Here is a 26,759-nt window from a genome sequence, read left to right as displayed (position 1 = left end):
AATCCCCCTTTCAAATAGCGGCTTTCAAATAACGGTTGGGTTAAAAAACAAGGAAATTTTTCTGCGGTGAAAAAACTGCGGTGGTCTGTAGGTTGAAACCTACAGCCAGGCAACAAAAAGGCATTTCATTTTAAATGGAGGTTTAAAAACCTCCATAAAAAAACAGGGATGAAAATTTCTCTTTGGGAAAAGCTGGCCGAATGGCGATGAATGATTTTTTTCCACAATTTTTTTCTTAGCCTAGGACCTTGGCCCTGGGGTTTCGATGAGATTTTTTGGGAGAAATAATATCAATTGTTTTTTATCGCTGACTTTTTTCTTCGGTGAGAAAACTGCTCTGGTCTTTTCTCATCTGTTTTTCTCGATGTGCTAAGCCCCAACTAACCATCTGGTCCAAAACTTTTTTGAGCGCATGGCCCGAACTCGTGAGTTCATATTGAATCAATACAGGCGTTTGATCATAAACTTTACGAATCAAAATGCCATTGAGCTCCAACTCTTTAAGTTCTTTAGACAACATTCTAGGGCTAATTTGAGGCAACATCTCTTGAATGCCTGAAAATCGCTTGGCCTCAAAAAAAAGACAACTTACAATCGCCAGTTTCCATTTGCCCGTCACCGCATTCAAGCTGTCATTGAGGGCCAAAACATATTCTTTCGGACATTTAATGCCGTTAAAATAATTATTACTCATTTTAGCGTAGTTTTTTCTGTGATATACTCTAGTATAGCGCTATACAATAGTATAGTACTATATAAAGAGAAGTCAATTTACTGTAGATTTGTGAAAGAAAAAATTTTTGACCCACTAAAGAAGGTAAATATGATTTTAGTTAATGCTGCAACAGGCCAATTGGGCCAAGGAATTATTCGCGAACTTCTCAAAAGTGTTTCGGCCAAAGAAATTCGCGCTTATGTACGCAATGAAGAAAAAGCAAAATTCCTAAAGGATTTGGGCGTAGAACTTGCCCTTGGCGATTATGATAATAAAGCCGCCATTGCTCAAGCCATGCAGGGCATTGATACGCTTATGCTCATTTCTGGCGCAGATCCTCATCGTCTAGAGCAACACAAAAATTTTGTGGATGCAGCTAAGGAAGCAGGCGTGAAACGCGTACTTTATACTAGCATAAGCATGAAATCAGTTGAAGATGCAGCCCTAAAAGGAATGATGAGCGATCACTTTGAAACGGAAAAACATATTATGGCCGCCAATTTTGAGTCGGCTGCTAGTTTGCGCAATACGCTTTACTTAGATGTGCTCAAAGATTTCTTTTTGGGCCCTCAACCGCAGGGTATTTATCTGCCAATCAAATCGGGAGCCGTGCCTTTTGTTTTGCGTAGCGAATTGGCCCAAGTTGCGGCCAAACTACTTTTAGCCGATAAGCTAGAGAAAAAATATTATGAACTATATCATCCCGAAACCCTCAGCTTTGCAGAAATTGCTAAGCAGTTGGATGTCCCTTTTGTTTCGCTCACAGAGGCCGATTATTTGACGCAGCTCAATAAAATGGGCTTGCCCGAGCCAGTACAACAAATGTTGTTGGGTTTTTGCCAAGATATGCAAGCCGGCCAGTTCATTGTTGATCGTCCCAGCGATCTAAGCGCAATTTTGGGCAAAGCGCCTAGCAGCCATGCAGAAGGCCTAAAGGAATTGTTTGCTTAAACTAAAATAGAGCAAAAAATAGCTTACTGTTTCCAGAAAATTATTTTTTGGGGCCCGCGGCCAAACAAGGCATTGCCTAGTTTGGCCGCCGCTATGCTGCGGGGCTCACAGGGCCGAACAGACCTGCGAGCTGCGCCATAGCCCGACCCAAGCGAAGCGCAGGGGCAGCCCCCAAAAAAACCGTCAGAAAAATGAAAAAGTAGTATCTTCCCAAAAAAAGCGCTATGAAATGGATCTCTTTATTTTCTTTGCTTCTATTTTTATCGGCCTGCCAGCCTTTGTCTACAGAAAAAAGCTCGACAAAAAGTCCGATTTGGGAGGAGCAAACGGCCGCCCAGCAATTATTGACGCCCATCAAAGGAGAGGAGAAAAAAAGTTACCTTTCTGTTTATCCCGCCGTTTTTTCACTGCATGAGGGCCGCCAACATCAATTGACCGTGACTTTGAGTTTGCGCAACCGCTCGCCCAAAGATAGTTTGTATATTTCTCAGCTCGATTATTATAATGGGGAGGGCAAATTATTGCGAAATTATTTGGAGCAACCCATTTTTTTGCGCCCTTTGCAAACCCTTTCTTTAGTTTTGAACGAAAAAGACAAGGAAGGCGGAACGGGCGCCAGTTTTATCATCAACTGGGCGCAAGAAGCTGGACCAAGGCCCATTTTTGAAGCCATTATGATTTCTACTTCGGGCCAACAAGGGCTGTCTTTTCGGACCCAAGCCGAGCAAATTGATTAAAATAGAAGCGAAAAATAAAAAGAGCGCAAAAACAATTCGTTTTTGCGCTCTTTGCTCTAGAACAAGAAAAAAAATGGCTTAAACCAAATCACTCAACCAATCGAGCAGTTCTTTTTGCAAGCTCTGCGTTTTATCCTTGGCATACCAAAGCTGCATATCTTTTGCAAATTCTGCATAAGGCGGTTTTTCTTCCAAGGCTTTATAATCGCGGACTTTTTGCTGGGCTTCTGCCGGACGAGGACCCCAATGGCCCAAAACAGTTTGCGTATCAGCATCAATCAGCAAAACTTTGGGAATCCCAATGCCGCCATCCGTTTTATAATCTTCCATCAAATCCAAATGCTCATCTCGCCAAAGCGTTTTCATCTGCCAATTGGGCTGTGTTTCCACCAATTTATAGATGGGCGGCAAGTTTTGCGCGGCATCTCCGCACCAAGCCTCCGTGAGGACCAAAAAAAGCAAATTTTTCTGGCTGTTTTTCGCCAATTCAAGCAGTTCGGGCCAAAGTTTTGTCGTTTTTTCCAAACGCTTCATGCGCTGCAAATTCATTTTTGTAAAATGCAGATACATTTCAGAATGATTTTCGCCTGAGGTTTTACCTTGGGCCAAAGCGGCTTCAATCCAAGGCAAATAATCGGCATAGTCTTTTGCGGCAGCTATTTTTTTCGCCAAATCGTAAGACATCAGTCATTGTTTTAAAGGTCCAATAATCCTTCTGGAAGTTGCATGATAATTTGCTTTTGGGCTTCCAAAATTTCTACAATCAGATCCTCATGAAGGGGGATGAGCACCTCTTTTTCTTCAATATTTAATACGGCCATCTCTTGCTGAGGCAGCTCAATTAAGTCGATAATTTCGCCCAAATCGCCCAATTCCTCATCAAGGAGATGAAAACCGATCAAAAAGTCAAAAGCGAGGCCCGAAATCGGGGCGGCTCCTTCCAAAAGGTCTTTTTCTCTGAGGTAAAGCGTTTTTCGGCTCCATTGTTCAGCCTGATTGCGGTCATCAATGCCTTCTAGCTTGATAATCCAGGTTTTTCCGCTTTCCAATTCTTCTAAAAAAAACGGAATTTTTTGGCCCTGATGCTCAATAAAAACGGCTGCAGCAGCCTCTAAACTAGGGACATATCCCTCTTCTAGCCGCGCTTTTAGCGCGCCTTTAATATGGTGTGGTTTGAGCGTTTTGCCCAATTCTACAAATCCTGCTGACATCTTTAATTTTAAGGATATTTAACAACTGAGGTCTTTTTTTGGGGCTTCCCCTGCGGCCTTCGGCCTTGGGTCGGGCTCTGTCGTGGCTCGCAAGTCTGCTCGGCCCTTCGCAAAAAAACAAGTTTTTTGCTCGGTCTGGCCTTCGGCCACCACTATCCATCCCTAAGCCGTTTTGGCCCTTTGGGCCAATTGGGCCGAGCCCTTTTGTTTTATTCTTCTTCCGATAGAATTTGGGCGGCAGTTTTGCCAAATCGTCTTTGTCTAGACTGAAAATCGGCAATGGCGGCATAGAGTTCTTTCTCTCGGAAGTCGGGCCAAAAAACGGGCGTAAAATACAGTTCGGCATAAGCAATTTGCCAAAGCAAAAAGTTGCTAATGCGGCTTTCTCCGCTGGTTCTGATGAGTAATTCTGGATCGGGTAGGCCAGTGGTACTTAGGGCGTTGGCCACTACTTTTTCATCAATATCTTCTAGTTCGAGTTCGCCTTTTTTGCTTTGGGCGGCAATGCGTTTCACGGCCTCTACAATTTCCCATTTGGCGCTATAACTGAGGGCCAAAATAAGGGTCATTTGTTCATTATGGGCGGTAGCATCAATGGCCTCTTGCAGTTCGTCGCGGGTAGCTTGGGGCAAGCTCTCCAAATCGCCAATGGCCTGCAGCCGAATTTTATTTTTTTGCAAAGTAGGGAGCTCTCCCTTAATGGTTTGGACCAAAAGGGCCATCAGGGCGGCCACCTCTTCTTTGGGGCGGTTCCAGTTTTCGGTAGAAAAAGCATAAAGCGTTAAATACTCAATGCCCAATTTGGCCGCCGTTTCTGTAGTCGATCGAACGGCTTCTACGCCATTTTGATGGCCAAAAACACGGGCCTTTCCCTGTTTTTCGGCCCAACGGCCATTTCCATCCATAATAATAGCAATATGCTTGGGCAAACGGCTTTTGTCAATTTGGGCCAAGGCACTGGCCGCTTCTGGCGATGTTTTGTTGGTCATAACGGAAGTTTTTTGGCTTTTCTGCAACTTAACAACAGTTTAAACAATGATGCGGGCCTTTTTTGTTACTTTTGCCCCTTGCAAATTTAGCCTGCGCAAAAATAGGAAAAACTTTCTTTTTCTACGTGACTTACACCATCAAGCTTCCACAATTCGAGGGGCCCTTTAACCTCTTGCTCTTTTTTATCGAGCGCGATGAGCTCGATATTTACGATATCCCGATCTCTTCGATTACCAAAGACTTTTTGGCCTATACGCAAGAGCTCGAGCGGATGAATATTGACCTAGCCAGCGAGTTTATCTTGGTGGCCGCTAGCCTGATGCGCATTAAGGCCAAAATGCTTTTGCCCCGCAAAGAATTAAATGAAGAAGGAGAGGAGATTGATCCCCGCCAAGAATTGGTCGAACGTCTGCTCGCTTATAAAAGCTATAAAGAAATTTTTGCCCTCCTCCGAGCGCAAGAACTCAAAAGGCAAGAACAACAAGCTCGGGGAAACTTGGTTCTAGAACTACAAACCGTAGCCAACCAAGCCCTAGCCGATGCCGAACTAGAACACCTTAATCTTTTTCGCTTACTCAAAACTTATGAGCAACTTTTAGAAAAATTAGAAGAACGAGAAAATCGCCCTGTGCATAAAATCGTTCATTATCCCTACACCATTGAAGGGCAAAGACATTACCTCAAAAGGCAGTTGCAAAAACTAGAACGCGCCCGCTTTGAGGACCTCTTTTTGCCGCTCGATGGACAAATGCAGGCCATTTTTACCTTCTTGGCCTTACTCGAACTCCTCCAACAAGAAAAAATCAAGATCTTAAGCCTCTCCGAAGAATACAATGATTTTTGTATGCTTTGGGCCGAGGAGGATTAAGCTCATTTTATCATCGAACTCCCCAAAAGAGTTCATCTTAAAGTTTGCCAAGCATGTCTGTGCAACCTTCTTCTACAGAAGAATCATCTACACCCAAAGATAAACAAGATGAAGCCCTAAAATCAATCAGCCCCGGCCGTATCGCTATTGCCGTGGCTGCTGGCCTAATCGTTATCGTTTATCTTTTTATCCAAGATTTTAGCTTAGAGGATTTTCAGAAAATTTCATGGAACCCCAAAACGCTCTACTGGATCGCCGGCGCCTTTTTCTTTGTGCTGCTTCGCCATTTTGCCTATATGTTCCGCCTCTGAACAATTACGCAGGGCTTTTTTAGCTGGCGAAAATGCTTCGAAATGATTTTTGTCTGGGAGTTTAGCTCTGCCGTTACCCCTACCTCTGTGGGTGGCTCTGCAGTGGCCTTGGTGGCCCTCTCTCAAGAAAAAATTTCTCCCGGTAGAACCACCATGATTATCTTTTATACTATAGTATTAGATACCTTTTTCTACCTCTCTTCGCTCTTACTGCTCTTCTCTATTTTTGGTTTTCTGATCATTTTGCCCGGCACAACCAGCTTTTCTGAAATGATTAACCAGTATTTTGGAGCCGGCTTTTTTGGCGCCTATTTATTTATGTCTATTTATGGTAGCCTCTTTTTTTATGGGGTCTTTATCAATGCCAAAGCTGTGCACCGTGTACTCATGGCCATTACTAGCCTGCCCCTTTTGCGCCGCTTTAAAGAAGGAGCCGATAAAATGGGCCAAGATATGCAGCTGGCCTCTGGCGAACTCCGCCGCCAAAAATGGCAGTTCCACCTCAAGGCGTTTGGTGCCACCGCTGGCGCCTGGGCCTCCCGCTTTATGGTCCTCAATTGCCTGATTATGGCCTTTATCGCCAATTCTACCGACCCCGCCGTGCAAGCACATTATAATAGTGTACTGATCGACCAACAAGATTTCTCGCTCTTTGTCCAACAGGTATTTATTGTGGGCCGACAAATTGCGATGTATGTGATTATGGCTATCGTTCCCACTCCCGGCGGCGCCGGAGCCGCAGAGTCTTCTTTCGAAAACTTCCACTCCGATTACCTGCCCGCAGGAGGTACGCTCTTACTTGTCATGACCATTTTCTGGCGCTTCTTTACTTATTATCTTTACCTCTTTATCGGTATGATCGTGGTCCCTAACTGGATTCGCAAACTCATCAACCGAAATAAACAAGAGGCCGAAGCCGCTCAGCCCACAGAATAAGAACAGAAAAAAAGACCGCTCAAAAAGCGGTCTTTTTTTTTGAAAATAAAGGCTCCAAAAAATCTAACTTTCATGGAGATGCCTTAATTTTAAGCCCTTATGATGGAATATATACAGATTATACTCGACTTCTTTCAAGTCTACTATATCGACCGATTTAGTTGGTGGGTGCTGCTCATCCCCATAATTTCGGCGGTGGTGGGCTGGGGGACCAATAAATTGGCCCTCAAGATGACCTTTTATCCCCTAGAGTTTGTCGGCTGGAAAAGCAAAAGCGGCCAGCCAATTCTAGGCTGGCAGGGCATTATTCCATCCAAAGGCGTGAGTATGGCCGATACTTCCGTAGATATGATTACGGATAAACTCATTGATGTGGAAGAACAGTTCGACCGCATCAACCCCAGAGTCATTGCCAAAGAAATGGAGCCCCGCATGCTCGATCTTACCCGAGAGATTATCAATGAGGCCATGCGCGAAGAACTTCCGCTCTGGAAGTTGCTGCCCGAAAAACAAAAGGCCGCCGTTTTTGAACGAGCCGCCCGAGAAATTCCTAAGGTGACCGAGGAAATTATGCAGGAGGTAAAAGATAATATTACCGAAATCTTTAACCTCAAACAAATGACCATCAACCACCTGAGCAGCAATAAGGAATTGATGAACCGCATGTTCTTAGATGTAGGCGATAAGGAATTTCAGTTTATTGAATACTCGGGCCTCTATTTTGGCTTTTTGTTTGGCCTGGCCCAAATGTTAGTCTGGATTCCCTTTGGCGCTTGGTGGCAACTCCCCCTAGGCGGCTTGGTGGTCGGTTACCTGACCAATGTTTTGGCCCTCAATATGATTTTTAAACCCGCCAAAGCCTATAAACTTTTTGGCTGGAAAATTCAGGGCCTCTTTATCCTACGCCAAAAAGAAGTGGCCAAGGAATACGCCAATATTGTGGCCAACGAAATTATTACTATGCCCAATATTTTTCGGGCCATGTTTGAAGGCGATGCCTCTGACCGCCTGCTCCACATTATCGAGGAACATGTCAATGAGAGTTTTGACCATACCGCTGGCTTTTCTAGCGCCCTCATTCGCATCACTTCGGGCAGCGATAGCTATGACCGCATCAAGGAAATTGCCTGCCGCCGCCTAGTGGCCGAGGTGCCCGAACATATCCACCTGATTTTTGATTATGCCCAACAGGCCCTAGATATCGAGCATACGCTCAGCGATAAGATGAGCAGCCTCCCCCCAGAGGACTTTGTCGATTTTCTGCGACCCGTTTTCCAACAAGATGAATGGAAATTACTTTTAGTGGGCAGTATTTTAGGTATGATTGCCGGTTTTCTACAAATTCTGACCGTTTAATTTTTTTTGGGGCTGCCCCTGCGCTTCGCTTGGGTCGGGCTGTGCCAGGGCTCGCAGGTCTGCTCGGCCCTGCAGGCTTTTTCGCTTCGCTGCAAAAGCCTTTGGTCTGCGGCTTCGCCGCCCCCTTTTCCATCCCTCAGCCTGCGGGCCTTCGGCCCTGTAGGACGCAGAAATCCAACCCAGAAGGCCATTTTTTCGTCTTAGCAAAGAAGGACGCCCAAGCGGGCGCAGCCCGCCCGGCCTAGCGATGTGAAGCAGTGGCCCAAAGGGCCAGACCCAGGCGGCAAAGCCGCCGCAGGGCCGAGCGAGCAGCGAGCTGCGGAACGTAGCGCCCGCCCTAGGCGGGAGGCCCCAAAACAGCAGCATACAATTAGAGAACAAAACCCCCAGAACGCCATGCCAAAAGATGAGTTTGCAAAATTGACCGATGAGGAGTTAGTGGCCCATTGCATTAAGCATAAAAGGCGCTATCAAGAGGCCTTGTATCGTCGTTATGCCGATGATTTATATGCCGTGGCTTTGATTTATTGTAAATCGGACCAAGATGCGGCGGATGTATTGCAAGAGTCTTTTATTAAGATATTTAAGAACTTAGAACGCTTTAAGTTTCAGGCCGCCCTAAAATCTTGGATGCGTCGCATTTTGGTGAATACCGCTTTGGACCATTATCGGAAGCGCAAGCGGGAAAAGGCGCATTCAGAAAATTATCAGCAGCAGCAAGAGCTCAAAGTAGACGATATTTTGTCGAGAATCAATGCGGCAGAACTACTCGAACTATTGAACCAATTGCCCAAAAAGGCGGGCATGGTGCTTAAGTTGTATGCCATAGAAGGCTATGCGCATAAAGAAATTGCGGAACAGATGCAGATTTCGGAGGGCACCTCTAAGTCGCAGCTGAGTCGAGCCCGCAGCCTATTAAAAGAATTATTGGCCAAACTTCAGGGAGATGTTTAGAGAAGAAGAGAAGGACCTTTTGGGGCAGCGTTTGCGAGATTTACCCAAGGATTTGCAGGCTTCGGCCCCCGCTGGACTTTGGGATAATTTGGCCCAAGAACTAGATGATTTGGCCCTAGATGAGCAACTAAAAGATAAATTATCTACGCAAAAAGCAACAGCACCCGCTGGGCTTTGGTCGGCCATCTCTGCCGATTTACCCTTGGACCAGGATGCCCTTTTGGATGAGAAAATACGGCAGGCTTATGCAGAAAAAAAGACGCCTAAAGCCCCCGCACAGCTTTGGTCGGCCATTGACCAGCAGTTGGAATTGGAGGCCGTTTGGACCAAAATGCAGCAGCCTTTGGACCAACTGGCTTTTCGCTATCGGCTGCGACTATGGGGCCGCCGCTTGAGCTGGGCCGCCTTACTCTTATTGTTCTGCAAGGCTTGTGGACCAGAAATTACGGAAGGCTTTTGGCCCGAAAATAAGACGCCTTTGGTGCAAAAAACGAGCTATGAACAGCCTAAAAAAGAGCAAGGAAAAGCCCTTGGGCCAACTTCTTCGGCTGAGCAAAAAGAACGTCCTGCCGCGGCAGAAAAGAAAGCTGAAAATGCGGCGAGATTAGCACAAAAGGCAAAACCTCAAGCTGAAAATGAAGCTGGCCAAAATGGACCAAAAAGAAAGCGTGGAGCTGGACAATTGCCGCCTAGCTCGCCCTTACCCCCTGCTGGGAAAGTAGGAGAGGAGCAGCTCAAAAATAAGGCGAACACTTTGGCTACTGTAGAAAAAGAGGAGGCATTTGCTTTGGAGCAGGCTGGGCAAAAGTCGCTAGCTCCTGAAATCGAGCAATTGGATAAAGCGGCTACTCCTTTGCTAGAAGAAGCAGCATTGGCCAAGCCCCTATTGCTGCCCACTCTTTTGGCAGCGCCCATTGCTTTGGAAGAAAGCGCAGCGGAAGAAACTGGACCAAAAGCCCCCGTTTTACTACTAAAACGGCCTTATCGCAAGCATTACTTGGGGCTGCGGAGCAGCCTAGAGCAGCAACTCATCACCAATGATTTTCAGCAAAAGAAAGTAGAATATCAGCATTTGAGTTTGCTCTTGGCGGCAGAACAGCCCGAAAACCCCTATAGTTTGAGTCAGCCTAGTTTTAATTGGGCCTTAGACTATCGTTATGCGTTTAGCCGAAACCAGCAGCTACAGTTTAACTTTTGGTGGAGCAAAAATATGGTAAAAACTTATGATTATAGCTATGGCGGACGCATTGGCGAGCAGCGGCTCAGTCTAAACTACATGACCGTGGAGCTGGGCCTAGAACAGTCGCTTTATCGCCTTTGGGAGGACCGTCTACAGGGATTTGTAGTGCTTGGGGCCTATGGAGGAAAGCTCATGCAATTTAAAAGCAGCCGTAGTTTACAGTCTTCTGGTTATTTTCTTTTAGACTATAATGATTGGGAGTACGGTTTGTCATTTGCTTTGGGCCAGCGGCATAAGCTCAAAGGAAACTGGGAGTTGCAGTACGGTTTTCAAAGCCGGCTGGGCTTGGGCGCCTTATTGGAAGACCCCAAACAAGATCAGCGTGCTTATGCCCATGCTTGGGGCCTTTATTTGGGCCTAGGAAAAAAGTTTTAGTGCCGAAGGCAACCTTGGCCCCCCTTCTAGCGTCTAATTTTTGGATGTCCGATAGGATGACCACCTAACAATCATGAAAATGGGGATTTGCTGCTACAAATCCAAGACTGCAAAAGAAAACGACTAGCTGGCGAAACTGCTTGCTAGTCGTTCTTTTTTAATAGCTAGGGGGCAACTCTAAGCGCTTTTCAATTTTGCCCGCCTCACAGTAATAGAGCTCAAAGGCGAGTTTTGTTTTAGCTGGGCGGCGGTGGGTACTATAAATAACCGTACAATCTTGGCTGCTGGCATAGGCCTGCAAGAGCTTAAAGAAATTCTGGGCATCTATTTCGTTGAGCTCGGCAGTGGGTTCATCTAATAGGAGAACCTGTGGGTGATTGAGCAGGGCGCGAACCAAGCGGTAGAGCAAGCGCTGCAAAGGCGGCAATTGGCCCAAGGGATTAAATCTAAGGGCATCCAATTGGAAAAAATGCAGCAACTGGTCGATGCGGTGCTGTCTTTGGCTCTTACTGCTCCAATCCGTAGCCAAAAGCAATAAGTCGAGTTGTTCTTGCATTTTTTGCTGAGGCAAAAGAGGTTGTTGGAGCGACAAAAGGGCCACCCTTCTTCGGACTGCCGAGCGCTGCAAATCATCTAGATGGCTTAAATCAAAGTCTAAAATACGGCCCTCTCCCTTAGCTGCGGGCAACTGCCCATGCAAAAAAGCTAAAAGTACAGATTTTGCATTGCTCAGCGGTCCATATAAGATATTAAAGCTGCCCAAAGGAATTTGCCAATCTAGAGGCCCTAAGATTAACTGCTGGTTTTGTTCTAGTAAGAGGCCCCTTAACTCTATGGCATAGTCTTTTTTATTCCACATAAATTGAAAATCCTGTCTTTTTTGTATAATTTTGGATGCTATGCCCAATAAAATAAAAATTTTATTTATTTGACTGTTACTTTTATTGGCTAGGCTTGGTTTTTGTCAAGGCAAGCGAGTACTAGCTAGTTTTGCCTGTCACAAGCTATTGTTTTTTATCCGATAAAGATAGTTTTGCTTTTTTGCACAAACTACCATCGGGCATCCATCTCCAATATAGCATTCTCTTGTTATTTAAAAAGGTATTTTAACCCTGATGAAGCGAATATTTTACAAACTAATGATCGTTTTTTGTCTTTTCGCTAGCTCGGCATTACATGCCCAGGCCAGCAAAATTATTCATCAGAGTATGACTTTGGATGGGGCGCAGACAATCAATATCAATGTAGTAGGGGCCAAGGTAGAGGTCAAGCCCTCGCAGGGGCATCGGCTGATGATTGAAACCAAAATCGAAATTGCGGTCCCTAGTCCACGCCTATTAGATTTTATTGTGAACCAAGGGCGCTACAATTTGGTCAAAGAAATAGATTTGGCGACCAACGAGCTAACGGTTTCCTCTAAAAAGACAAATAATGTACTGATGGTAAAGGGCAAGGAGTGTATGGAAACCCTCTCTTATATCTTTTATGTGCCCGAAACCGTTAAATTTGCCAATAACAGCACCATTCAGGACCTTTCTACAGAATAAGTTTAAATAAGATTTGGGTATTTAAAATTGCTGCCTTACCTTTGTAGCCGCTTTTGAACTAAGAAAAATACCTACGTACTAATGCAGACTTCTAATTCTATGATTTACAGACTACTATTTGTTGTTTTTTGCTTTATTTCTTTTGCTCAGCTCAAGGCGCAAAGTCAGAAAAAGCTGTATCAGTCTTTTGCGGTACAAACGGCCACTACGGTAGCGCTTGAGTTAGGAGATTTTCCTGTAGAGGTTCGGGAAACAGAGGGGCCATCAATTTTTATTGAGGGCGAGCTTTCTGTTACAGAAATTGACGAGCAGTTGTTGAGCTTTTTGGTCCAAAAGGGCCGCTATAAACTAAAGGCAAATTATAATACATCTTGCCAAGAAATCAAGTTGGCTTGGGCCAAAGAATTGTCTACCCTAATGAAAGCGGGAGAAGTTTGCGAGGAGCAGATTAAGTTTGTGCTTTATTTGCCCAAAGGCCTAAAAATTAACGATAGCCAAACTATTTCGGCTAGTCGCTAGATGAAAAGACTGCAATCATCCAAGAAGGAGCGCTATTCCCTAAATTGAGGGCATAGCCTTTTTTTTGGTCCAAAATAAAAGCCCGCTAGAATTCTTTTCTAGCGGGCTTTTTCTGGCCTAGCGATGTGCAGCAGTGCGGCGTAGCCGCAGACCTAGGCCGTCAGGCCGCAGGGCCGAGCAGACCTGCGAGCTGCGAAACGTAGCGCCGACGAGCGCAGCGAGGCGGAGGCCCCAAAAGAAAAAACTAAAACACTCTATTTTTCTTCTTTTCCAGATCAATCAGGCCAAACTGAAGACCCAGGCCCAAATGCGCTCGGAACTCCGTGAGCGAATAATCATCGGGGACTTTTCCGCCTCTTTGTTCGGCTACAATAGCCTGAGCGCCAGCCGATAAATGTAAATATTTGCTGATGTAAAAATTGACACCAGTTTGGAACTGAATGGCTGGCGAAACTTGAAAATCGCCATATTGGGCATAGACAAAACCGGGTTTTTCGTAGGTGGTTTGGCTAATGTGCAGGCCCGCTTGCAGGCCAATATAGGGGTCCCAGATGGGTTTATTGACAAAATGCCAGAAGCCGCCCAGATAAATGCCCGTATTTTGCTTAAGGATACTGGCTTGGCTGGGGCTAGACAAAAGCATAGAAAAATCGGCCCTTAGCGCCACTTTTTTCTCTGGAAAATAGGCCAAACTGCCTTGCAAATAGTGGTTATAAATAATTTGGTTGGGCATAAAGCCAGAGGCAAAAGCGAGGTTCAGTTTGAGAAGGCCCTCGGTAGATGCAAAGGGCGCATCTTTCTCATAATCCTCCAATTGATCGTATTGCGCAAAGCTGGTTTGCCCCAAAAAGAGCAGGGCCAGCGCAAAAAATATTCGGTTTACCATAGGTCTGCAATTTTGTAGTTAAGGCTAAGGCTAAAGAGGAAGCGCTGCTCTACTTTTTCGCTAGGCTGGCTGAGGAGCAAGAGGCGGCCATTATTATTTTGCCAGCTCAATTCCTCGCCAAACTCCAGCATATATTGGGTCGAAAAGCTGAGGTCAAATTTGGGCGTTAGGTTGAGGTGGGTCCCCAAACCCAAGGCTATAGCGGGGTTCCAGCGATCTACCTGATTGCTAGGATTGGCATTGGCCTCTAGGGCGCCATAATTCATACTGCCGCCCAGAGAGATGAATGGGCGCCAGCTTTCCTCAAAATCTTCATTGCCTGGAAAGGGGTAAAAAAGGGCATTGGCCGAGATAAAAATATCTGTTCGGAAGGCCTGTTCGCCAAAATCGGCTTGCATATAATGCAGGGCCCATTCGGTATTGATGCGGTTATGCAGTTGCAGGCGAAAATTTGCGCCTACGCCAATTGGCGCTTGATAATCCTCTTGATGCAGTAGGCTAGCGGTTTGTCCCGCCACGCCCAAACTCAATAAACCAGCTGCCGAATTATCAAAACTCGCCTTGCTGTCTCGCTCATCGGGCCATTGGGCCCAGGCGGTTTGCCCCAGAGCTAGAAGCAGGGCCAAAGAAAGTATAAAAGATCGCATGTTCTAAGTAGTTTGCCCTAAGTTAGGTCTATTTTGCCCTTTAGCAAAGAATTTTTAACAGTTCAGTAAGATGATTTTTTGGGGCTGCCCCTGCGGCCTTCGGCCTTGGGTCGGGCCATTGCGCAGCTCGCAGGTCTGCTCGGCCCTGCGTCGCCTTTGGCTCCTTGGTCTGCCGCCTTCGGCGGCCCTGCTCCAGCCCCTCAGCCGGGCGGGGCGGCCCCAGCTTATTCTTTTATTATAGGGCTTGGGGCTAAAGCCAGGGGCAAAGTTGGCAAATTGGGTTAAAAACTGTAGTTTAGAAGGAGCAAACATAAAAAATAGCGCCGAGGATGTATAAGAAAAAATTCAACAAGATACAACAAGAAGAAGAGGAGGAAGAGCAGCTTAGTCCGGTCAATGAGGAAAGTCAAAAAGGTCTAATGGAAGAAGATGAGCTGCTTTCTGTCAATCGGGCCATGGCTCAATTGGAGCGGCAGCTTTTGCCTAGTCCCAAGGAAGAGGAGAAAAGCGAAGAGATGAGCGAAACGCCCGAGCAAGTTGTTGCCGAAGAGGAAGAAGAGTTCTTGGCAGAAGAAGAGCAGCTTGAAGGGCCAGAGGAGGAAGAGGAGCCCTTAGAAATAGAATTGGAGGAAGAAGAAGAGCTAGAAACAGAGGAGGATTTGGCCGAAGAATTAGCCGAAGCTGCCGAGGAGCAGGAAGAAGACCCCTTGCATTTAACGGAAGCCTTGGAAGAGGAGCAGGAAAGTCGAAAAACCACGGCCAAAGGCCGCCTAGCCCCCGTCCCTGAAGAGGGCCGAGACCCTAGTATGGATGAAGACCCCTTGGAGGCCGAAGATTTGGGCTTGCCAGAAGATAGTATTTTGGTCGATCGGCGTTTGCGCAAGGAAGAACTACAACTACAAATGAACGCCCAAAGCAAAGACTTTTTGGGCTCTAATATGCATCGCACAAGAGATTTTGCGGCCATTTTTGCCAAGGGAAAAAGCTCAAAAGAAGACCCAAAACTCGATTTGGCCTATGAAATTGACCAAAATCTAGAGTATCGCAAAGAGTTGGTGGCCCAACAGCTATTGCGCAACTTCCATTCGGCAGATAGCAAAGAGTCTTATCATGCGGGCCTCATCTTCAAAGAATTGGGCCTAACCGACAAAGATGATGAAGACTTTGCCGATGATGTATCTGCTGACTCTGCAGCCCATGAAAATGAAGAATTTATTGAGCAAATTCGGAAGCGCTTGCCGAATTTGTAGTGTTCTCTTTTTATTGATTGGGACTTTAGGAAATTAAGTTGAAACTTAGAAATAGCAACTATGTTGAGTAGGCCGCGGATTGTACTAACAACCTTTGTAGCTTGGGGGATTAGCAGTTTAATGTATGCCTTATGCTTTTGCCGAGAAAGCAATTTTGAGTTAGAATGGCAGGCCGTTTTGTACTACTTTTTGGTATTTGGCGTAGTGGCCGCCCTCTTTGCTTATATTCCAATAGTCGCTATTTTATTATTATGGCAGCGCAAATTGACTGTTCTCTCAATAAATGGGATAATTCTATTGTTTTCAGTAGTGGCAGCAGCTGGAATTTCCTATTTTTTTATGGGAAAAGACCTTTTTGAGGCTATTGAGCTCTTAGGGTATTATTTATTGCCAGCACTATTTTTAGTGAATTTGGCTTTAGGATATCAGCATGCGGTTACTAAATGCTTACTATTATTGTTAATGCCGATATTGATAGTCGCTTGTAAAACAACGGAGTGTATATATAGTGATAGTGGCGGATTTACCATAATGAAGGTTGATTCCAATACGGTTTTTATCGAAAAAAGGTACCCTATTGGAGGATTGGTTATACTCCCCTTCTTTCTGGAAAAAGAAAAGGGAGATAGCTTGATTTTTAAATCAATTGATGAGCTAAGTAATATTACATACCTAAAGCGGGTTGATAGAGAAAAAAGCAGAGAAGTAAATTTTACTATTTTAGACTTAGAGTTTAAAGACACTTTTTTGGTTAATCATTTGTTTATTAACGACAAGCTGTATCAGACGAATAGAGAGGGAGTCTTTAATATTTTAATCGATTCATTACCAGCAAGTACTCAAGACTCTTTTGTAGTTAAATTTAACCTTCTTGGAGAGTTTAAGGTTGATTTAGATTTTGATTCAAGGTTTAGTTATGTTATATATGCACACAATAATATGTATGTGAATAAATGGACCGATAAAGTTTCTTTTTTTAAGAATAAGTTTTACATAGATGGATGTCAAGTGAAAGGCAGATCCTGTAGTTCTAAAAATAAGATATTGCAGAACTAAAATTAACCTTCTTCTAAGCTGCTCCATGATGAGTTTTCTAGCTTAGATGCCCCAAAGGGCTTGACCTTTTTTATGCTTAATTTGCAATTAGCTGATTTTTATTGATTTGGGTTTATTTGGTGAGGGAGGCTAGAGGAATTATATAACTATTGTTTTTTAGTTAATAAATTTTTAAGAACTATGGAAAATGTAACTGTAGAAGACTTACGAGATGTAGAATTTCACGATGCTACTTTTTCAAATTTTACGATTGATTTTAGGAATAAATGGATCGAAGTTGAAGTAGAGTCTTGCTGTGATAGACCAAAATTAGTCATTCAGTTTTCTAAAGTTAAAAATATTAGTGTAGATGATGAAATTGAGGAATGGGATGACTGTCAGATTGGTGATGTTGATTTCAAACCTATTCCTTCGACTGAAAGGATAGAAGTGACCATTACTCTTATTATGGTGCCTCGTTGTGCCTGTCCTGAATTAAAATTTTCATTTTCAGACTTAAAAGTTCGGTTTACTCATGGAGTAAAGACATTAGATGAGCTAAATCAAATTTGGAGTGAAGATTAGTCGTTTTTCGCTATAGTTTTTTGTAGCAAGCACTAACTAGTAGAAAAATAGCTTATTGGGATAACTTTTTGGGGCCTCCGCTGCGGCTTCGCCTTGCAGCGGTTACTCCCTTCGGTCGTCGAAGACGCTCTAAAGGGCTTGTTGATTTGTAATTAGTTGATTTTCATAGACTTGGGTTTGTTTGGTAAGGCCTTGGGAATATGAAAGTTACCAAGTCTAGAGAAAATAAAACTAAAAAATAATATGTTGAGAATAGCTGTTTGGGTTGTTATTGTGTCTTTGATGTTTTCTTGTGATCCTTTAGATAAAGTAAATGGAAGGCTAGAAAATATTAAGTTATGCCATGATTTTAGGAAGTGGACGAAAGGGGAGTGTAATTTAGTTTACATTGAGTTTAATCTTGAAATAGAAAATTTATCTTCAGAAGAAGTGAGTATAGAGCTCCCATTTGGTAAAGAAAAATGCATAGATAATTCTCCATCTATAAAGAGCATGGCTCTTTACGTTGAAGACACATCTTATTTTTTAATTTCTCCAACTTGGGAAAGAACGACAAAGATTATAAAGCCTTATTCTAAAGACAGTCTTTCTGTAATTTTTATGGAAGAAATCATGCTGCCCTCAAGTTCGTTAGAGGGACTATCAGATTATTATTCTACGTACTTCAGTAAGAAATCTAGAATAGATTTACAACTGAATATAGGTCAGGTAAAAAAGACTATGTCTATAGAGATAGACGAAAATCCAATTTTTGAATATTGGATATTAAAGGATAAGGGAGATTGGACATGGGAGTGGGAATCGATTCAAAGAGATCATCCTGATTTTGACTATTCTCCATTTAGACCACCTGAAATAAAGTAAATAGGTATTTATCAGTATTAGTAGCCGAATCTATCAGCCCTATCTATATTGATGTGTAGCAGGGGCCTCCCGCCTTCGGCGGGCGGTTACTCCCTTCGGTCGTTGAAGATGCTCTAAAGGGTTTGTCAATTTGTAATTAGTTGAGGCCTTGTTGCATAAATAAAACCCTTCAAATCAGTTAATTACAAAAAACCTTGCGAATTAGGCATAAAAAAAGGGACAAGCCCCGTAGATTTAAGTTTTTTCGATGAACAATAAAACCTCGAGCTGTCCCATGACAAATGTAGAAAAAACCTTACAGAATTACGCCCTAATCAACAGATTTTATACTGCCCAAGGAGAGTTTCTTTTTAATGCTTGGTTTCCGCCTTTGGCAAGCAAAAACCTTATAGCTAAGCCTTCAAAACGCGGCAGACCTAAAACCATTTCCGATGAATTTATTCGCTATTTATTCCGATTAAAAGTGCTTTTTTCCTTTGGATATCGACAATTAGAAGGTATTCTAAAATGCGTTATTTCCGAATATAATTTGGATGTCAAGCCGATATCTTACAGCCAAATATGCCGCAGAGTGAAAAAACTAAAGCTGAAGCTTAAGCCTAAAAAAACGGATAAAGAAAGGTCGGTAGCGATAGATAGTACAGGGCTAAAAACCAAAGGACAGGGAGAATGGTTAAGAAAAAAACACCTAGAAAAACAGCGCTCTAGCTGAATTAAAGTGCATTTAGCAGTGGATGATAAAACAGGAGAAATCTTATCCGTAGAGATTACCACAGAGCGAAAAACCGATGCCTCTCAACTCCTCAAAATGATAAAAAAATTGAAGCCATTTAATATTAAGCAAGTTTATGCAGATGGCGCCTATGACCAAACAAAATGTCGAGAAGCAATTTGTGATGCTGGGGCGGTTCCATTGATTCCCCCACGTAAAAATGCTCGCCTAAAAAAAGGAAAAAATGGAGAGCTAGTCGATAGTTATCGCAATGATGATATTTTATATATCTGGGAGTTAGGAGCGGCTGCTTGGAAACAAGATTTAGGCTATCATCGTCGAAATTTAAGCGAAACGGCAATGATGCGACTCAAGCACTTTTTCTCTGAACGGCTCTCTTCGATCAGCTTCAAAATGCAGAAACAAGAAGTGCTGATGCGTATTCAAATTTTAAATGAGCTTAATGCCGTCAAGCTAGAAGTTACTGCTAATCAGTAAGTTACGATTTATGCGACAAGGCCGTAAAAAGTAAAAGCTAAACGATTTGATTTTGAAAAGTTTAATGATGAGTCTAAATAAGTGTTTGTTATTGTTATTTATTTTTACTTGTTGTAAGTTTGATCTTGCTAGTGACCGCTCTGAATTAGAAATGATAACAACTAAAAAACAACTTGTAAATATTCTTTGTAAAGAATTTGAGAAAGAGGGATTTAATGTGCATAAGAGATCAATTATAGATAGTCTCAGTGATATAGGGGAGGTGAAAACCACTCAAGTTTTTTTTGAGATAGGCGAATTAAAGGAGAGAAAGCCTATTGATGGACGAGATTACTTTAGAATTGACCTAAATGTTTTTAATAACCAAGTTTTAGCAGATTCTTTTAAGAAAAGCTTTAAAAGGTATAAAAACTATAAAATTGATACAAATGTTGTCGTTTCATTTGATAGAGGGTGCTGTATGGGAATTAACGAGTTAAAGTTAGTAGAAGAAAAGATTAACTTGATATTCGAGAGTACATCATTTCCCTTAAGATAAAGTGGTATTGTGTTCGTCCGTATTAGTAGCATTAACCATCTTCACGCCAGTAGCTCTACCTATATTGATGTGTAGTTGGGGCCTCCCGCCTTCGGCGGGCGCTACGTTTCGGCAGCTCGCTGCTCGCTCGGCCCTGCGCAAAAAACAAGTTTTTGCTGGGTCTGCGGCTTTGCCGCACTGCCTACCATCGCTAGGCCAGTCGCTTCGCTCCTTCTAGATGCAGGAAATTAGCCTTTCTAGTTATGGGCCGATGGTTTTAACCTTCGGCTCATTTTTATTGTGTTTAGCATAGCCTCCTTTGTTGCTGTGGGTTTCAACCCACAGGTATGTATATATCCATCCTACAGGCGGCTTTGCCGCCTGCTGTTCATCGCCTAGGGACAAGCCCCCAGGCTAATAAATGGAGTCAGCCCTAAAGGGCCTTAAGTTGTTGTTTACGGCTTTGCTCATCTGTTTTTGCAGAGAAGGGCCATATCCAAAGGCCCTCTTTAGAGGGCTGTCTAAAAAAGCTAGCCTAGGGGCTTGTCCCTAGGCGGTAAAAAGGGGCGCAAACAAGATTTTAATATTAGTCCCTCAACTTTTTCTGTGTAGAGAGGGAAGGGGAAAGTAAAGAAAAAGCCTTTTAATAGCTGGGCGGTTTTGGGCCCATGGGCTGAAGCCCATGGTTGCGGGTCTATGCAAACTGGCGGACTAAAGTCCTTGTTGTCGTTCGGCAGCTCGCTGCTCGCTCGGCCCTGCGCGGGCTTCGCCCGCTGGGTCTGGCCTACGGCCACCCCTGCACATCGGTTACTCCCGTTGGTCGTCGAAGACGCCCTAAAGGGCTTGTTGTGGCCGCTCAGCTGTCTTTTTTCTTTGGGCGGTTTTCTTCGGCGGTTGGGCAGTTTGGTCCCATGGGCTGAAGCCCATGGTTGTAGACTATGCAAACTGGCGGGCTAAAGCCCTTGTTTGCTATAAATGATAAAGCTGTTTATTACAACTCATTATGGGCCGATGGTTTCAACCATCGGCTCATTTTATTGCGCTTAGTATTGGCCTCTTTTGTTGCTGTGGGTTTCAACCCACTGGGATATACATCCATCCTACAGGCGGCGAAGCCGCCGCAAAGGAGCGAAGCGACTTGGCCTAGGGGTCTGAAAGGGGGCCGCGCAGCGGCAGACCAAGGGCGAAGCCCGCAGGGCCGAGCAGACCTGCGAGCCCTGCAAGGGCCCGGCCGCCAAAGGCGGCAGGCCCCAAAAAAAGAACATCCCCAAAAAACTAACGAATCAAAGATAGATTGCCTTTGAGGACCTGCCAGGGATCTTCCTCGCTTTGGCCCAAACAACGATAGCGCAAATAATAACCATAGACATCTGGGGGCAATTCTTGGTTCCGAAAACGGCCATCCCAGGCCTCATCCTGTGATTGGCTGCGGAAAACCTGCTCCCCCCAACGATCAAAAACCAAAAGCTCAAACTCCTGAACGACATTGGAACGCAAGCGAAATACATCATTATGCCCATCGCCATTCGGACTAAAACTATTGGGCAAAAAGACATAGGGCGGTCCACAAATATAGCTTTTGGTATAGACCCAAATGCTGTCCGTAGTCTGGCAACCCATGGCATCTTGGGCCGAAACAATATACAACTGCGCACTATCTGGCCGAGCCAAAGGATCGGCAATATCATCAGCGGATAAACTGGGCTGGGGCTGCCATTGGTAGCTATAATCGCCTTGGCCCAGGACCGTCAACTGGCTTTCTTGGCCCAAAAATACAGTATCTGGACTAGCTTGTAGCTGAATGCTCGGCAGTTGTCCCGATACCCGCACCCAAGCCGATAAGCTATCCGTACAAGCATAGGCATTTGTGAGCAAAACCTGATATTGCTGGTCTTGGCTAGGCGACATTTGGACCCTAGCCGTTCCTTGTCCAGCCAATAATAAACTATCTGGCGACCAATAATAGCTCAGACTTTGCTGCTGCAAATCGAGGACCTCCAGCTGAGCTGGGGCATTGGGACAAGCCAAGGCGGTATCTACTAGCTGCGCCCTAATTCCTCTTTGGTAGAGCCAAAAACTATCCATTTGCGGGCAGCCAAATTCCGTTAGCGTTTGTGCATAAAGCAAGAGGCTATCGGCAAAAAGGCTATCTTGATAAAGAGAATCTTGGCCCAAGATAAGAGAGAAATCAGCCTGGCTACTCCAGCTAAACTGCTGGCCCAAATCAGAGCGGGCGACTAGGCTAAAGGCAGGCGCACATAAATCCTCTTCTCCCAAAAGCTGTAAATCGGGAAGGGGGCGATGGCCCAAAACAACTTCGCCACTATCTACACAAGTTCCCATAGTTTGCCCCGCCAACAAAATAGGCGATTGGGCCAAAAACTGATAGTTTCCGGCTAGGAAAGTCCTAGGATTGGGCAAGCTAGGATCATTTAAAGCGGCTGCAGGCGACCAACTATAGCTCCAAGCCGTATCGGCCAGCGGATAAAGCTCCGCAACTTCTCCAGAACAGACCCAAATGCTATCTAAGGTGGACTGTTGCAGCAAAGAAAAATGAATAGGCGCCTGATCCTCTGCTGTACAATTGCCTGGCCCCTGCAGACGAACTTGCAAGAGATAAGTTCCGCTGCTGTCATAACTGATCTGCCCCGAGTCCAAACTACTCAATTGTCCATTGCCAAAATCCCATTGCCAAACTAGGGGAGATAGCAAGTTGCTATCTGCAGATTGGGCCGAATAAGATAGACTCAGGTTCTCTCCACAACTATCTAGCAATAACGCCCATTGCAAATCCAAAGGGCGGTTTAATACCGCCAAATCAACACTATCTATTGCCTTACAGCCCAGACTATTTTGTGCCCGAAGATAAAACCTACGTCCCTGATGTAAATTGATGTTCAAGGGATTAGACTGGCCCAAAATCAATAGGAAATTTGGATCTAAGGCCCAATCATAACGGCTGCTGCTGTCATTGCTATAGGCCCAAAGCGAAACATTATTGCGACAAATGATTTGATTCTCAATAAGATTTAATTGCAAGCTGTCGGCAAAAATATAGAGGCTGTCCGTATACTGGCAGCCCGTCGAGGGGTCGCTAATCAATACGGTATACAACTGATTGCCCGCAGGCGTATAATAAGGACTTGGGCTATTTGGATTGGATAAACCCAAAGCAGGACTCCATTGATAATTTAGCTGTTGGTTAGCATTGGGCTGCAAAACAAAGCCTGAGGTATCTCCGCAAAGTCCTAGGCTATCGGGCAGGGCTAAGCCCAAGGCCCGAACGGCCAAACTATCTACAAATATTCCCCCACAGCCATTTTCTAAGGTCAGCTCTAGCTGGAAAATATGCGTACTATCGGCTGGACCATAAACAAAACTAGGGTTGGGTCCGCTAGCCGTTTGCCCTGGCCCAAATCGCCAGTTCCAACTGACTATACTTGCCTGACTAGTATCTGTCGTTAAGTCCTGAAACTGCACTGCTACGGAATCTGTGGGGCAAGGCGGATAGCTCGCCTGCGCCTGTACCTGAATGGGGGCCGTTTGATAATGCAATTGGGCCGTATCATAAACCGCACAGCCAAACTGGTCCTGCCCCCGAACATAAAAAGTCAAATTGGAGGGGTTACTGCCATAGTTGAGCGTAAAACTCGAACTATTGGCCACCAAAATAGAGCTGAAGTCGGGCGTTAAAGACCAATCTATATCCGATACATTATAACTGGCATTGGCCGAAAGTGTAAACTGACTAATGCAAAAGCTAGTATCCTCCACCACCGAAATGCTCAAAGGGGCGCCCTGCGATACTGTCACCGTTTCTGTTCGACTACAAGTGTCCCAGCTGTTGTAAGCCGTGATCTGGACCTGATAGCTATAAGGAAAACTTGGTGGTTGGGCGATGGGGTTGGCACTATTGGGGTTAGATAAGCCAATGGCGGGGCTCCAACTATAGCTTAGGCCCGTTGCATCGCCTCCGGGGTTTAGGGCCAGAGAATCTTCATTAAAACAAAGCGTCCGGCTATTGGCCCCAGCTAAAGCGGGAATATTAAGGTCCAAAATTTCGGAATAGCTGCCGGTGCAACCATTGGCTAAAGTAATGTCTAAACGGACCAAGACCGGCCCCGAGCGATTGAAGCTGAAAAGAGGATGCTGCTGATTAGATTGTTGTCCGTTGGAGGTTGTCCATTGCCAACTGACAATCTCCGCCAAAGAGCTATCACTCAAATCTGTAAACTGCAATTGCAAGGGGAAGTTGCAGCCCAAACTAGACCAAGAAAATTCCGTATTTGGACTGCTATTGATCTGCTGAACAACCGCAAAATCCGTCGCCTGACAACCATAAACATCTGTCGCTTGTACATAATAGGCCCATGGGCTGCTAGGCGGACTAAAACTAATCGGATTGCCCTGCCCCAAGACCGTGAAAAAACTAGGATCCGAGGACCAAATGTAATTTACAGCCGTTGGACTCTCCGCATTTAGGCTAACGCTATTCCCACAATATTGCTGGTCCTCCAAATTGACGGTAACCGCAGGCGGAAAGCCTAGAAAAACGCTATCTACTGCGGTACAACCATTGGCTGCCGTGATAGTTACCCTATAAGTGGTCGGACCGCTAGGGCTAGCTGTAGGAGAGGGGCTGCTGGCATCTGATAAACTGCCCGCAGGGCTCCAACTATAGCTTAAACTGCTATCTCCTCCCGCATTTAAAACCACCGAACTCTCTCCCTGACAAATTCCTACCGTATCTGGCCCAAACAAAATAGGCAATTGGATCTGTTGAAGCGTATCCTGAACAAAGCCCTGGCAGCCCTGCTCAGAAGTGACCCTCAGTTGCACGACATAACTGCCCGATTGCGTATAATTGACCGCAGGATGTTGCTGATTAGACTGCTGTCCATTGCCAAAATCCCAATCCCAAGCCACTATAGGCCCCTGACTACTGTCTACCGTCTCATCAGTAAATTGTATTTGCATAGGCGGCCCACAATTCGTCATATTATAACTAAAGGCGGCCTGCAAAGGAATATCTTGGCCCTGTAAAATGATGCTATCGACGAGGGTACAGCCCCAGGCGTCTTTGGCCCGAATATAAACGGGAAAGGCAGGCCCAGGCGGGGGCATGATAATCTGAGCGGGATTACTAGTGGATTGTAAGGGCAAAAAGTTTGGCGAATAAGACCAACTAATGTCTGCTGGCACCGAAGTTTGTACCCCCAAGCTAAGTGTATCGGCACAACTAGCCGTATCACTGACCGCCAACAATTGAATGGGCGGCGGAATAATTACCCAAACCGTTTTTATTAACTGACAACTATCGCCAGTGCTGCTATTGGCCGTTACCGTGACCTGATAACTGCTGCTGCTTGTGGGCCGTACCCAAGGACTAGCCGCCTGAGGATCGGAAAAAGCAGCCGCTGGTCCCCATTGATATTGTAAGTTGGGGTCTCCTCCCTGATTTAATTGTATGCTGTCTTGCCCCGGACAAAGCGGAATGCTGTCCGCCATATTGAGTTGGGCCAATTGAATGTCTATGGTGTCGTATAGGCTGCGCTCGCAACCATTTAGCGCCCTTAAGTTCAGGCTAATGGGGTAGCTACCCGATTGCGTATAAACGGTAGAGGCAAAAGGCGTTTGGGCCGTGTCTCCATTGCCAAAATCCCAGAGCCATTGCCCAATAGCCGAAATACTATCGATGCTAAGGTCGGCCACTTGCAGCTCGATGCTGTCACTACAAGGCCCCAAAACAAAATCCGCATCCAAAGCAATAGATTCATACTGCAAATAGATTTCTTGCTGGGCCGTATCGGCACAACTGCTGCCCGGGTCGGCTATTAAAGTGACGGTATAACGGCCCGTATCGGGGTAGATAAATACTGGATCATCTAAACTGGAGCTGCTCTGCAAACTGTCGCCAAAATACCACTGAAAACCAGAACCCAAACTCTGGCTGTTGTTCTGAAATTGGACCAATAAATCATTATCGCACTGAATTTCTGGCGCAAAAAAGGCCGAACTGACTAACTCCCCACAAATGCCCACCGCATACTGAAAGTCCCGCCGCATGGTCGATATTAACTGCCCATTTCGATATTCTTCTACTGCCACACCTACCACAAATACCCCCAAAATGCTCGGCGTTCCCTGCAATAAACCCGTCTGCGGATCTATCCGAAGAGAATCTTGGCCGCCCATCATGTTGGTCTCAGAAAAAGCGCCCAGCCAATTGACGGGCGTATAGGGCGGATTATAAGGCGGCTGCGGCATGGGATTGAGCGGAGCCGCCCCATCCAAAGGCGTAGACAAACGATATACTAAGGAGTCGCCATCCGCATCTGTGGCCGAATGATCAAAGCGCAGGGGCTTGTTGGCACAGATGTAAACTGGGGGCCAATCTCGAAATTCTGGACTGCTATTGCAGCCCTGCAAGGCCGCCTCCGTAATCAAACAATAGTAAGTGGCCCCCGTATTCAAAGGACTGACAATGTTCACAATGTCTTGGTTCCGACAACAACGCTGATAGACCAATTGATAGCCCCCAGCACGAAAGGGAAGCTGCACCGTATCTCGATAATAGGTCGTATGAATGCAAACATTGGGCGGCACGACCAAGCAAGGATCCTGTAGTTCTGGACTCAAAGTATCATTACTAATTGGCCGCGTCCGCAGGTCAAAAAGAAGCTGGTCATTATCATCAAATACCCCAATAGATGCGGGGTTGTCAAACCAAGGTACGCCCGTATCACAATCCCGAAATACCCGAAGATTGATCTCATAAAGCTCATTGCCCAAACAACGATAAGATAATTCGCCCCCAACAATATGCGTGGCCTTCAGGCTGGCCAATGTCAAGAACAAAAGAAAGAGAATGCTGTAGAGTTTTTTCATTTCTTGCTGTTTTTTTGGGGCTGCCCCTTCCGCTGGGTTGAAACCCAGCGCAAAGCGGTATCGCTTTGCGAAGCTATACAAAATGAGGGTTAAAACCCTCATGAATTATCGCTCGGGTCGGGCTGTTTCGCAGCTCGCTATTCGCTCGGCCCTTCGCCGCTTTCAGC

Annotated in this window: 25 protein-coding genes; 17 read left to right on the top strand and 8 right to left on the bottom strand. The window is 45.2% G+C overall.

The annotated features are described in order from the left end of the window. Positions 1–301: 301 nt before the first annotated feature. On the bottom strand, positions 302–694 hold the full coding sequence (locus OP864_RS00705; RefSeq protein ID WP_270099410.1) for a winged helix-turn-helix transcriptional regulator: 393 nt from the start codon (positions 692–694) through the stop codon (positions 302–304). 129 nt (positions 695–823) lie between these two features. On the opposite strand from OP864_RS00705, the gene OP864_RS00700 reads away from it, so the two are divergent. Both OP864_RS00700 and OP864_RS00695 read left to right on the top strand, forming a co-directional pair. Then, positions 824–1,666 carry an NmrA family NAD(P)-binding protein gene (locus tag OP864_RS00700; RefSeq protein WP_270099409.1) on the top strand — a complete coding sequence of 281 codons (843 nt, stop codon included), beginning with the start codon at positions 824–826 and terminating at the stop codon, positions 1,664–1,666. Positions 1,667–1,890: 224 nt separating this feature from the next. Beyond that, the gene (locus OP864_RS00695) at positions 1,891–2,403 is read left to right on the top strand and encodes a DUF3124 domain-containing protein (RefSeq protein WP_270099408.1); all 513 of its coding nucleotides are present in this window, start codon (positions 1,891–1,893) and stop codon (positions 2,401–2,403) included. A gap of 78 nt (positions 2,404–2,481) precedes the next feature. Here the strand turns inward: OP864_RS00695 and OP864_RS00690 are convergent, their stop codons facing one another. The 3 genes from OP864_RS00690 to uppS form a co-directional block, all read right to left on the bottom strand. Then, complete coding sequence (locus OP864_RS00690) at positions 2,482–3,087, bottom strand: thioredoxin family protein (RefSeq protein WP_270099407.1); 606 nt, start codon at positions 3,085–3,087, stop codon at positions 2,482–2,484. Between the two features lie 11 nt (positions 3,088–3,098). Continuing rightward, positions 3,099–3,614: a ribosome maturation factor RimM gene (gene rimM, locus OP864_RS00685; protein ID WP_270099406.1), complete on the bottom strand. Its 516-nt coding sequence runs from the start codon at positions 3,612–3,614 to the stop codon at positions 3,099–3,101. Between the two features lie 209 nt (positions 3,615–3,823). Further along, positions 3,824–4,603 carry an undecaprenyl pyrophosphate synthase gene (gene uppS, locus OP864_RS00680; protein ID WP_270099405.1) on the bottom strand — a complete coding sequence of 260 codons (780 nt, stop codon included), beginning with the start codon at positions 4,601–4,603 and terminating at the stop codon, positions 3,824–3,826. Between the two features lie 62 nt (positions 4,604–4,665). On the opposite strand from uppS, the gene OP864_RS00675 reads away from it, so the two are divergent. From OP864_RS00675 to OP864_RS00650, 6 genes are all read left to right on the top strand, one after another. Beyond that, positions 4,666–5,472 carry a segregation and condensation protein A gene (locus OP864_RS00675; RefSeq protein WP_349294428.1) on the top strand — a complete coding sequence of 269 codons (807 nt, stop codon included), beginning with the start codon at positions 4,666–4,668 and terminating at the stop codon, positions 5,470–5,472. Between the two features lie 53 nt (positions 5,473–5,525). Next, on the top strand, positions 5,526–5,783 hold the full coding sequence (locus OP864_RS00670) for a hypothetical protein (RefSeq protein ID WP_270099403.1): 258 nt from the start codon (positions 5,526–5,528) through the stop codon (positions 5,781–5,783). Positions 5,784–5,786: 3 nt separating this feature from the next. After that, entirely contained in the window at positions 5,787–6,719 is a 933-nt protein-coding gene (locus OP864_RS00665; RefSeq protein ID WP_270100781.1) for a lysylphosphatidylglycerol synthase transmembrane domain-containing protein, read from the top strand. A 99-nt stretch (positions 6,720–6,818) separates the two neighbouring features. Continuing rightward, on the top strand, positions 6,819–8,075 hold the full coding sequence (locus tag OP864_RS00660; protein WP_270099402.1) for a DUF445 domain-containing protein: 1,257 nt from the start codon (positions 6,819–6,821) through the stop codon (positions 8,073–8,075). Positions 8,076–8,471: 396 nt separating this feature from the next. After that, entirely contained in the window at positions 8,472–9,029 is a 558-nt protein-coding gene (locus OP864_RS00655; RefSeq protein ID WP_002660512.1) for an RNA polymerase sigma factor, read from the top strand. Continuing rightward, positions 9,022–10,644 carry a hypothetical protein gene (locus OP864_RS00650; RefSeq protein ID WP_270099401.1) on the top strand — a complete coding sequence of 541 codons (1,623 nt, stop codon included), beginning with the start codon at positions 9,022–9,024 and terminating at the stop codon, positions 10,642–10,644. Before OP864_RS00655 ends, OP864_RS00650 begins: the two co-directional genes overlap by 8 nt. Positions 10,645–10,801: 157 nt before the next feature. On the opposite strand, the gene OP864_RS00645 is transcribed toward OP864_RS00650, so the two are convergent. Further along, a complete protein-coding gene (locus OP864_RS00645) occupies positions 10,802–11,503 on the bottom strand; it encodes an ATP-binding cassette domain-containing protein (RefSeq protein WP_270099400.1) in 702 nt (233 codons plus the stop codon). Positions 11,504–11,759: 256 nt separating this feature from the next. Between OP864_RS00645 and OP864_RS00640 the strand changes: the two genes are divergently transcribed. Both OP864_RS00640 and OP864_RS00635 read left to right on the top strand, forming a co-directional pair. Continuing rightward, positions 11,760–12,191 carry a hypothetical protein gene (locus OP864_RS00640; protein ID WP_270099399.1) on the top strand — a complete coding sequence of 144 codons (432 nt, stop codon included), beginning with the start codon at positions 11,760–11,762 and terminating at the stop codon, positions 12,189–12,191. Between the two features lie 99 nt (positions 12,192–12,290). Continuing rightward, complete coding sequence (locus OP864_RS00635; protein ID WP_270099398.1) at positions 12,291–12,710, top strand: hypothetical protein; 420 nt, start codon at positions 12,291–12,293, stop codon at positions 12,708–12,710. A 244-nt stretch (positions 12,711–12,954) separates the two neighbouring features. Here the strand turns inward: OP864_RS00635 and OP864_RS00630 are convergent, their stop codons facing one another. Both OP864_RS00630 and OP864_RS00625 read right to left on the bottom strand, forming a co-directional pair. After that, positions 12,955–13,596, bottom strand: coding sequence for a hypothetical protein (locus tag OP864_RS00630; protein ID WP_270099397.1), 642 nt, complete (start codon positions 13,594–13,596; stop codon positions 12,955–12,957). After that, the gene (locus tag OP864_RS00625) at positions 13,590–14,243 is read right to left on the bottom strand and encodes a hypothetical protein (protein ID WP_270099396.1); all 654 of its coding nucleotides are present in this window, start codon (positions 14,241–14,243) and stop codon (positions 13,590–13,592) included. Before OP864_RS00625 ends, OP864_RS00630 begins: the two co-directional genes overlap by 7 nt. A gap of 329 nt (positions 14,244–14,572) precedes the next feature. Between OP864_RS00625 and OP864_RS00620 the strand changes: the two genes are divergently transcribed. The 7 genes from OP864_RS00620 (at position 14,573) to OP864_RS00590 (ending at position 19,725) form a co-directional block, all read left to right on the top strand. After that, positions 14,573–15,493: a hypothetical protein gene (locus OP864_RS00620; RefSeq protein WP_270099395.1), complete on the top strand. Its 921-nt coding sequence runs from the start codon at positions 14,573–14,575 to the stop codon at positions 15,491–15,493. 177 nt (positions 15,494–15,670) lie between these two features. After that, the gene (locus tag OP864_RS00615; protein ID WP_270099394.1) at positions 15,671–16,549 is read left to right on the top strand and encodes a hypothetical protein; all 879 of its coding nucleotides are present in this window, start codon (positions 15,671–15,673) and stop codon (positions 16,547–16,549) included. A 180-nt stretch (positions 16,550–16,729) separates the two neighbouring features. Beyond that, positions 16,730–17,113: a hypothetical protein gene (locus OP864_RS00610; RefSeq protein WP_270099393.1), complete on the top strand. Its 384-nt coding sequence runs from the start codon at positions 16,730–16,732 to the stop codon at positions 17,111–17,113. A 243-nt stretch (positions 17,114–17,356) separates the two neighbouring features. Next, complete coding sequence (locus tag OP864_RS00605; protein WP_270099392.1) at positions 17,357–17,977, top strand: hypothetical protein; 621 nt, start codon at positions 17,357–17,359, stop codon at positions 17,975–17,977. A gap of 274 nt (positions 17,978–18,251) precedes the next feature. Then, on the top strand, positions 18,252–18,689 hold the full coding sequence (locus tag OP864_RS00600) for a transposase (protein WP_270099391.1): 438 nt from the start codon (positions 18,252–18,254) through the stop codon (positions 18,687–18,689). 6 nt (positions 18,690–18,695) lie between these two features. Beyond that, positions 18,696–19,187, top strand: coding sequence for an IS5 family transposase (locus OP864_RS00595; protein ID WP_270099390.1), 492 nt, complete (start codon positions 18,696–18,698; stop codon positions 19,185–19,187). Positions 19,188–19,239: 52 nt separating this feature from the next. After that, positions 19,240–19,725, top strand: coding sequence for a hypothetical protein (locus OP864_RS00590; protein ID WP_270099389.1), 486 nt, complete (start codon positions 19,240–19,242; stop codon positions 19,723–19,725). 1,254 nt (positions 19,726–20,979) lie between these two features. Here OP864_RS00590 and OP864_RS00585 read toward each other — a convergent pair. Beyond that, positions 20,980–26,592, bottom strand: a complete 5,613-nt coding sequence (locus OP864_RS00585; protein ID WP_270099388.1) for a PKD domain-containing protein — start codon at positions 26,590–26,592, stop codon at positions 20,980–20,982. Positions 26,593–26,759: the final 167 nt, after the last annotated feature.

It is taken from the genome of Saprospira grandis, from assembly GCF_027594745.1.
GTDB classification, from domain to species: domain Bacteria; phylum Bacteroidota; class Bacteroidia; order Chitinophagales; family Saprospiraceae; genus Saprospira; species Saprospira grandis.
The sequence above is the reverse complement of the archived record's forward strand: the minus strand, read 5'-3'. Positions and strand labels throughout refer to the sequence as shown.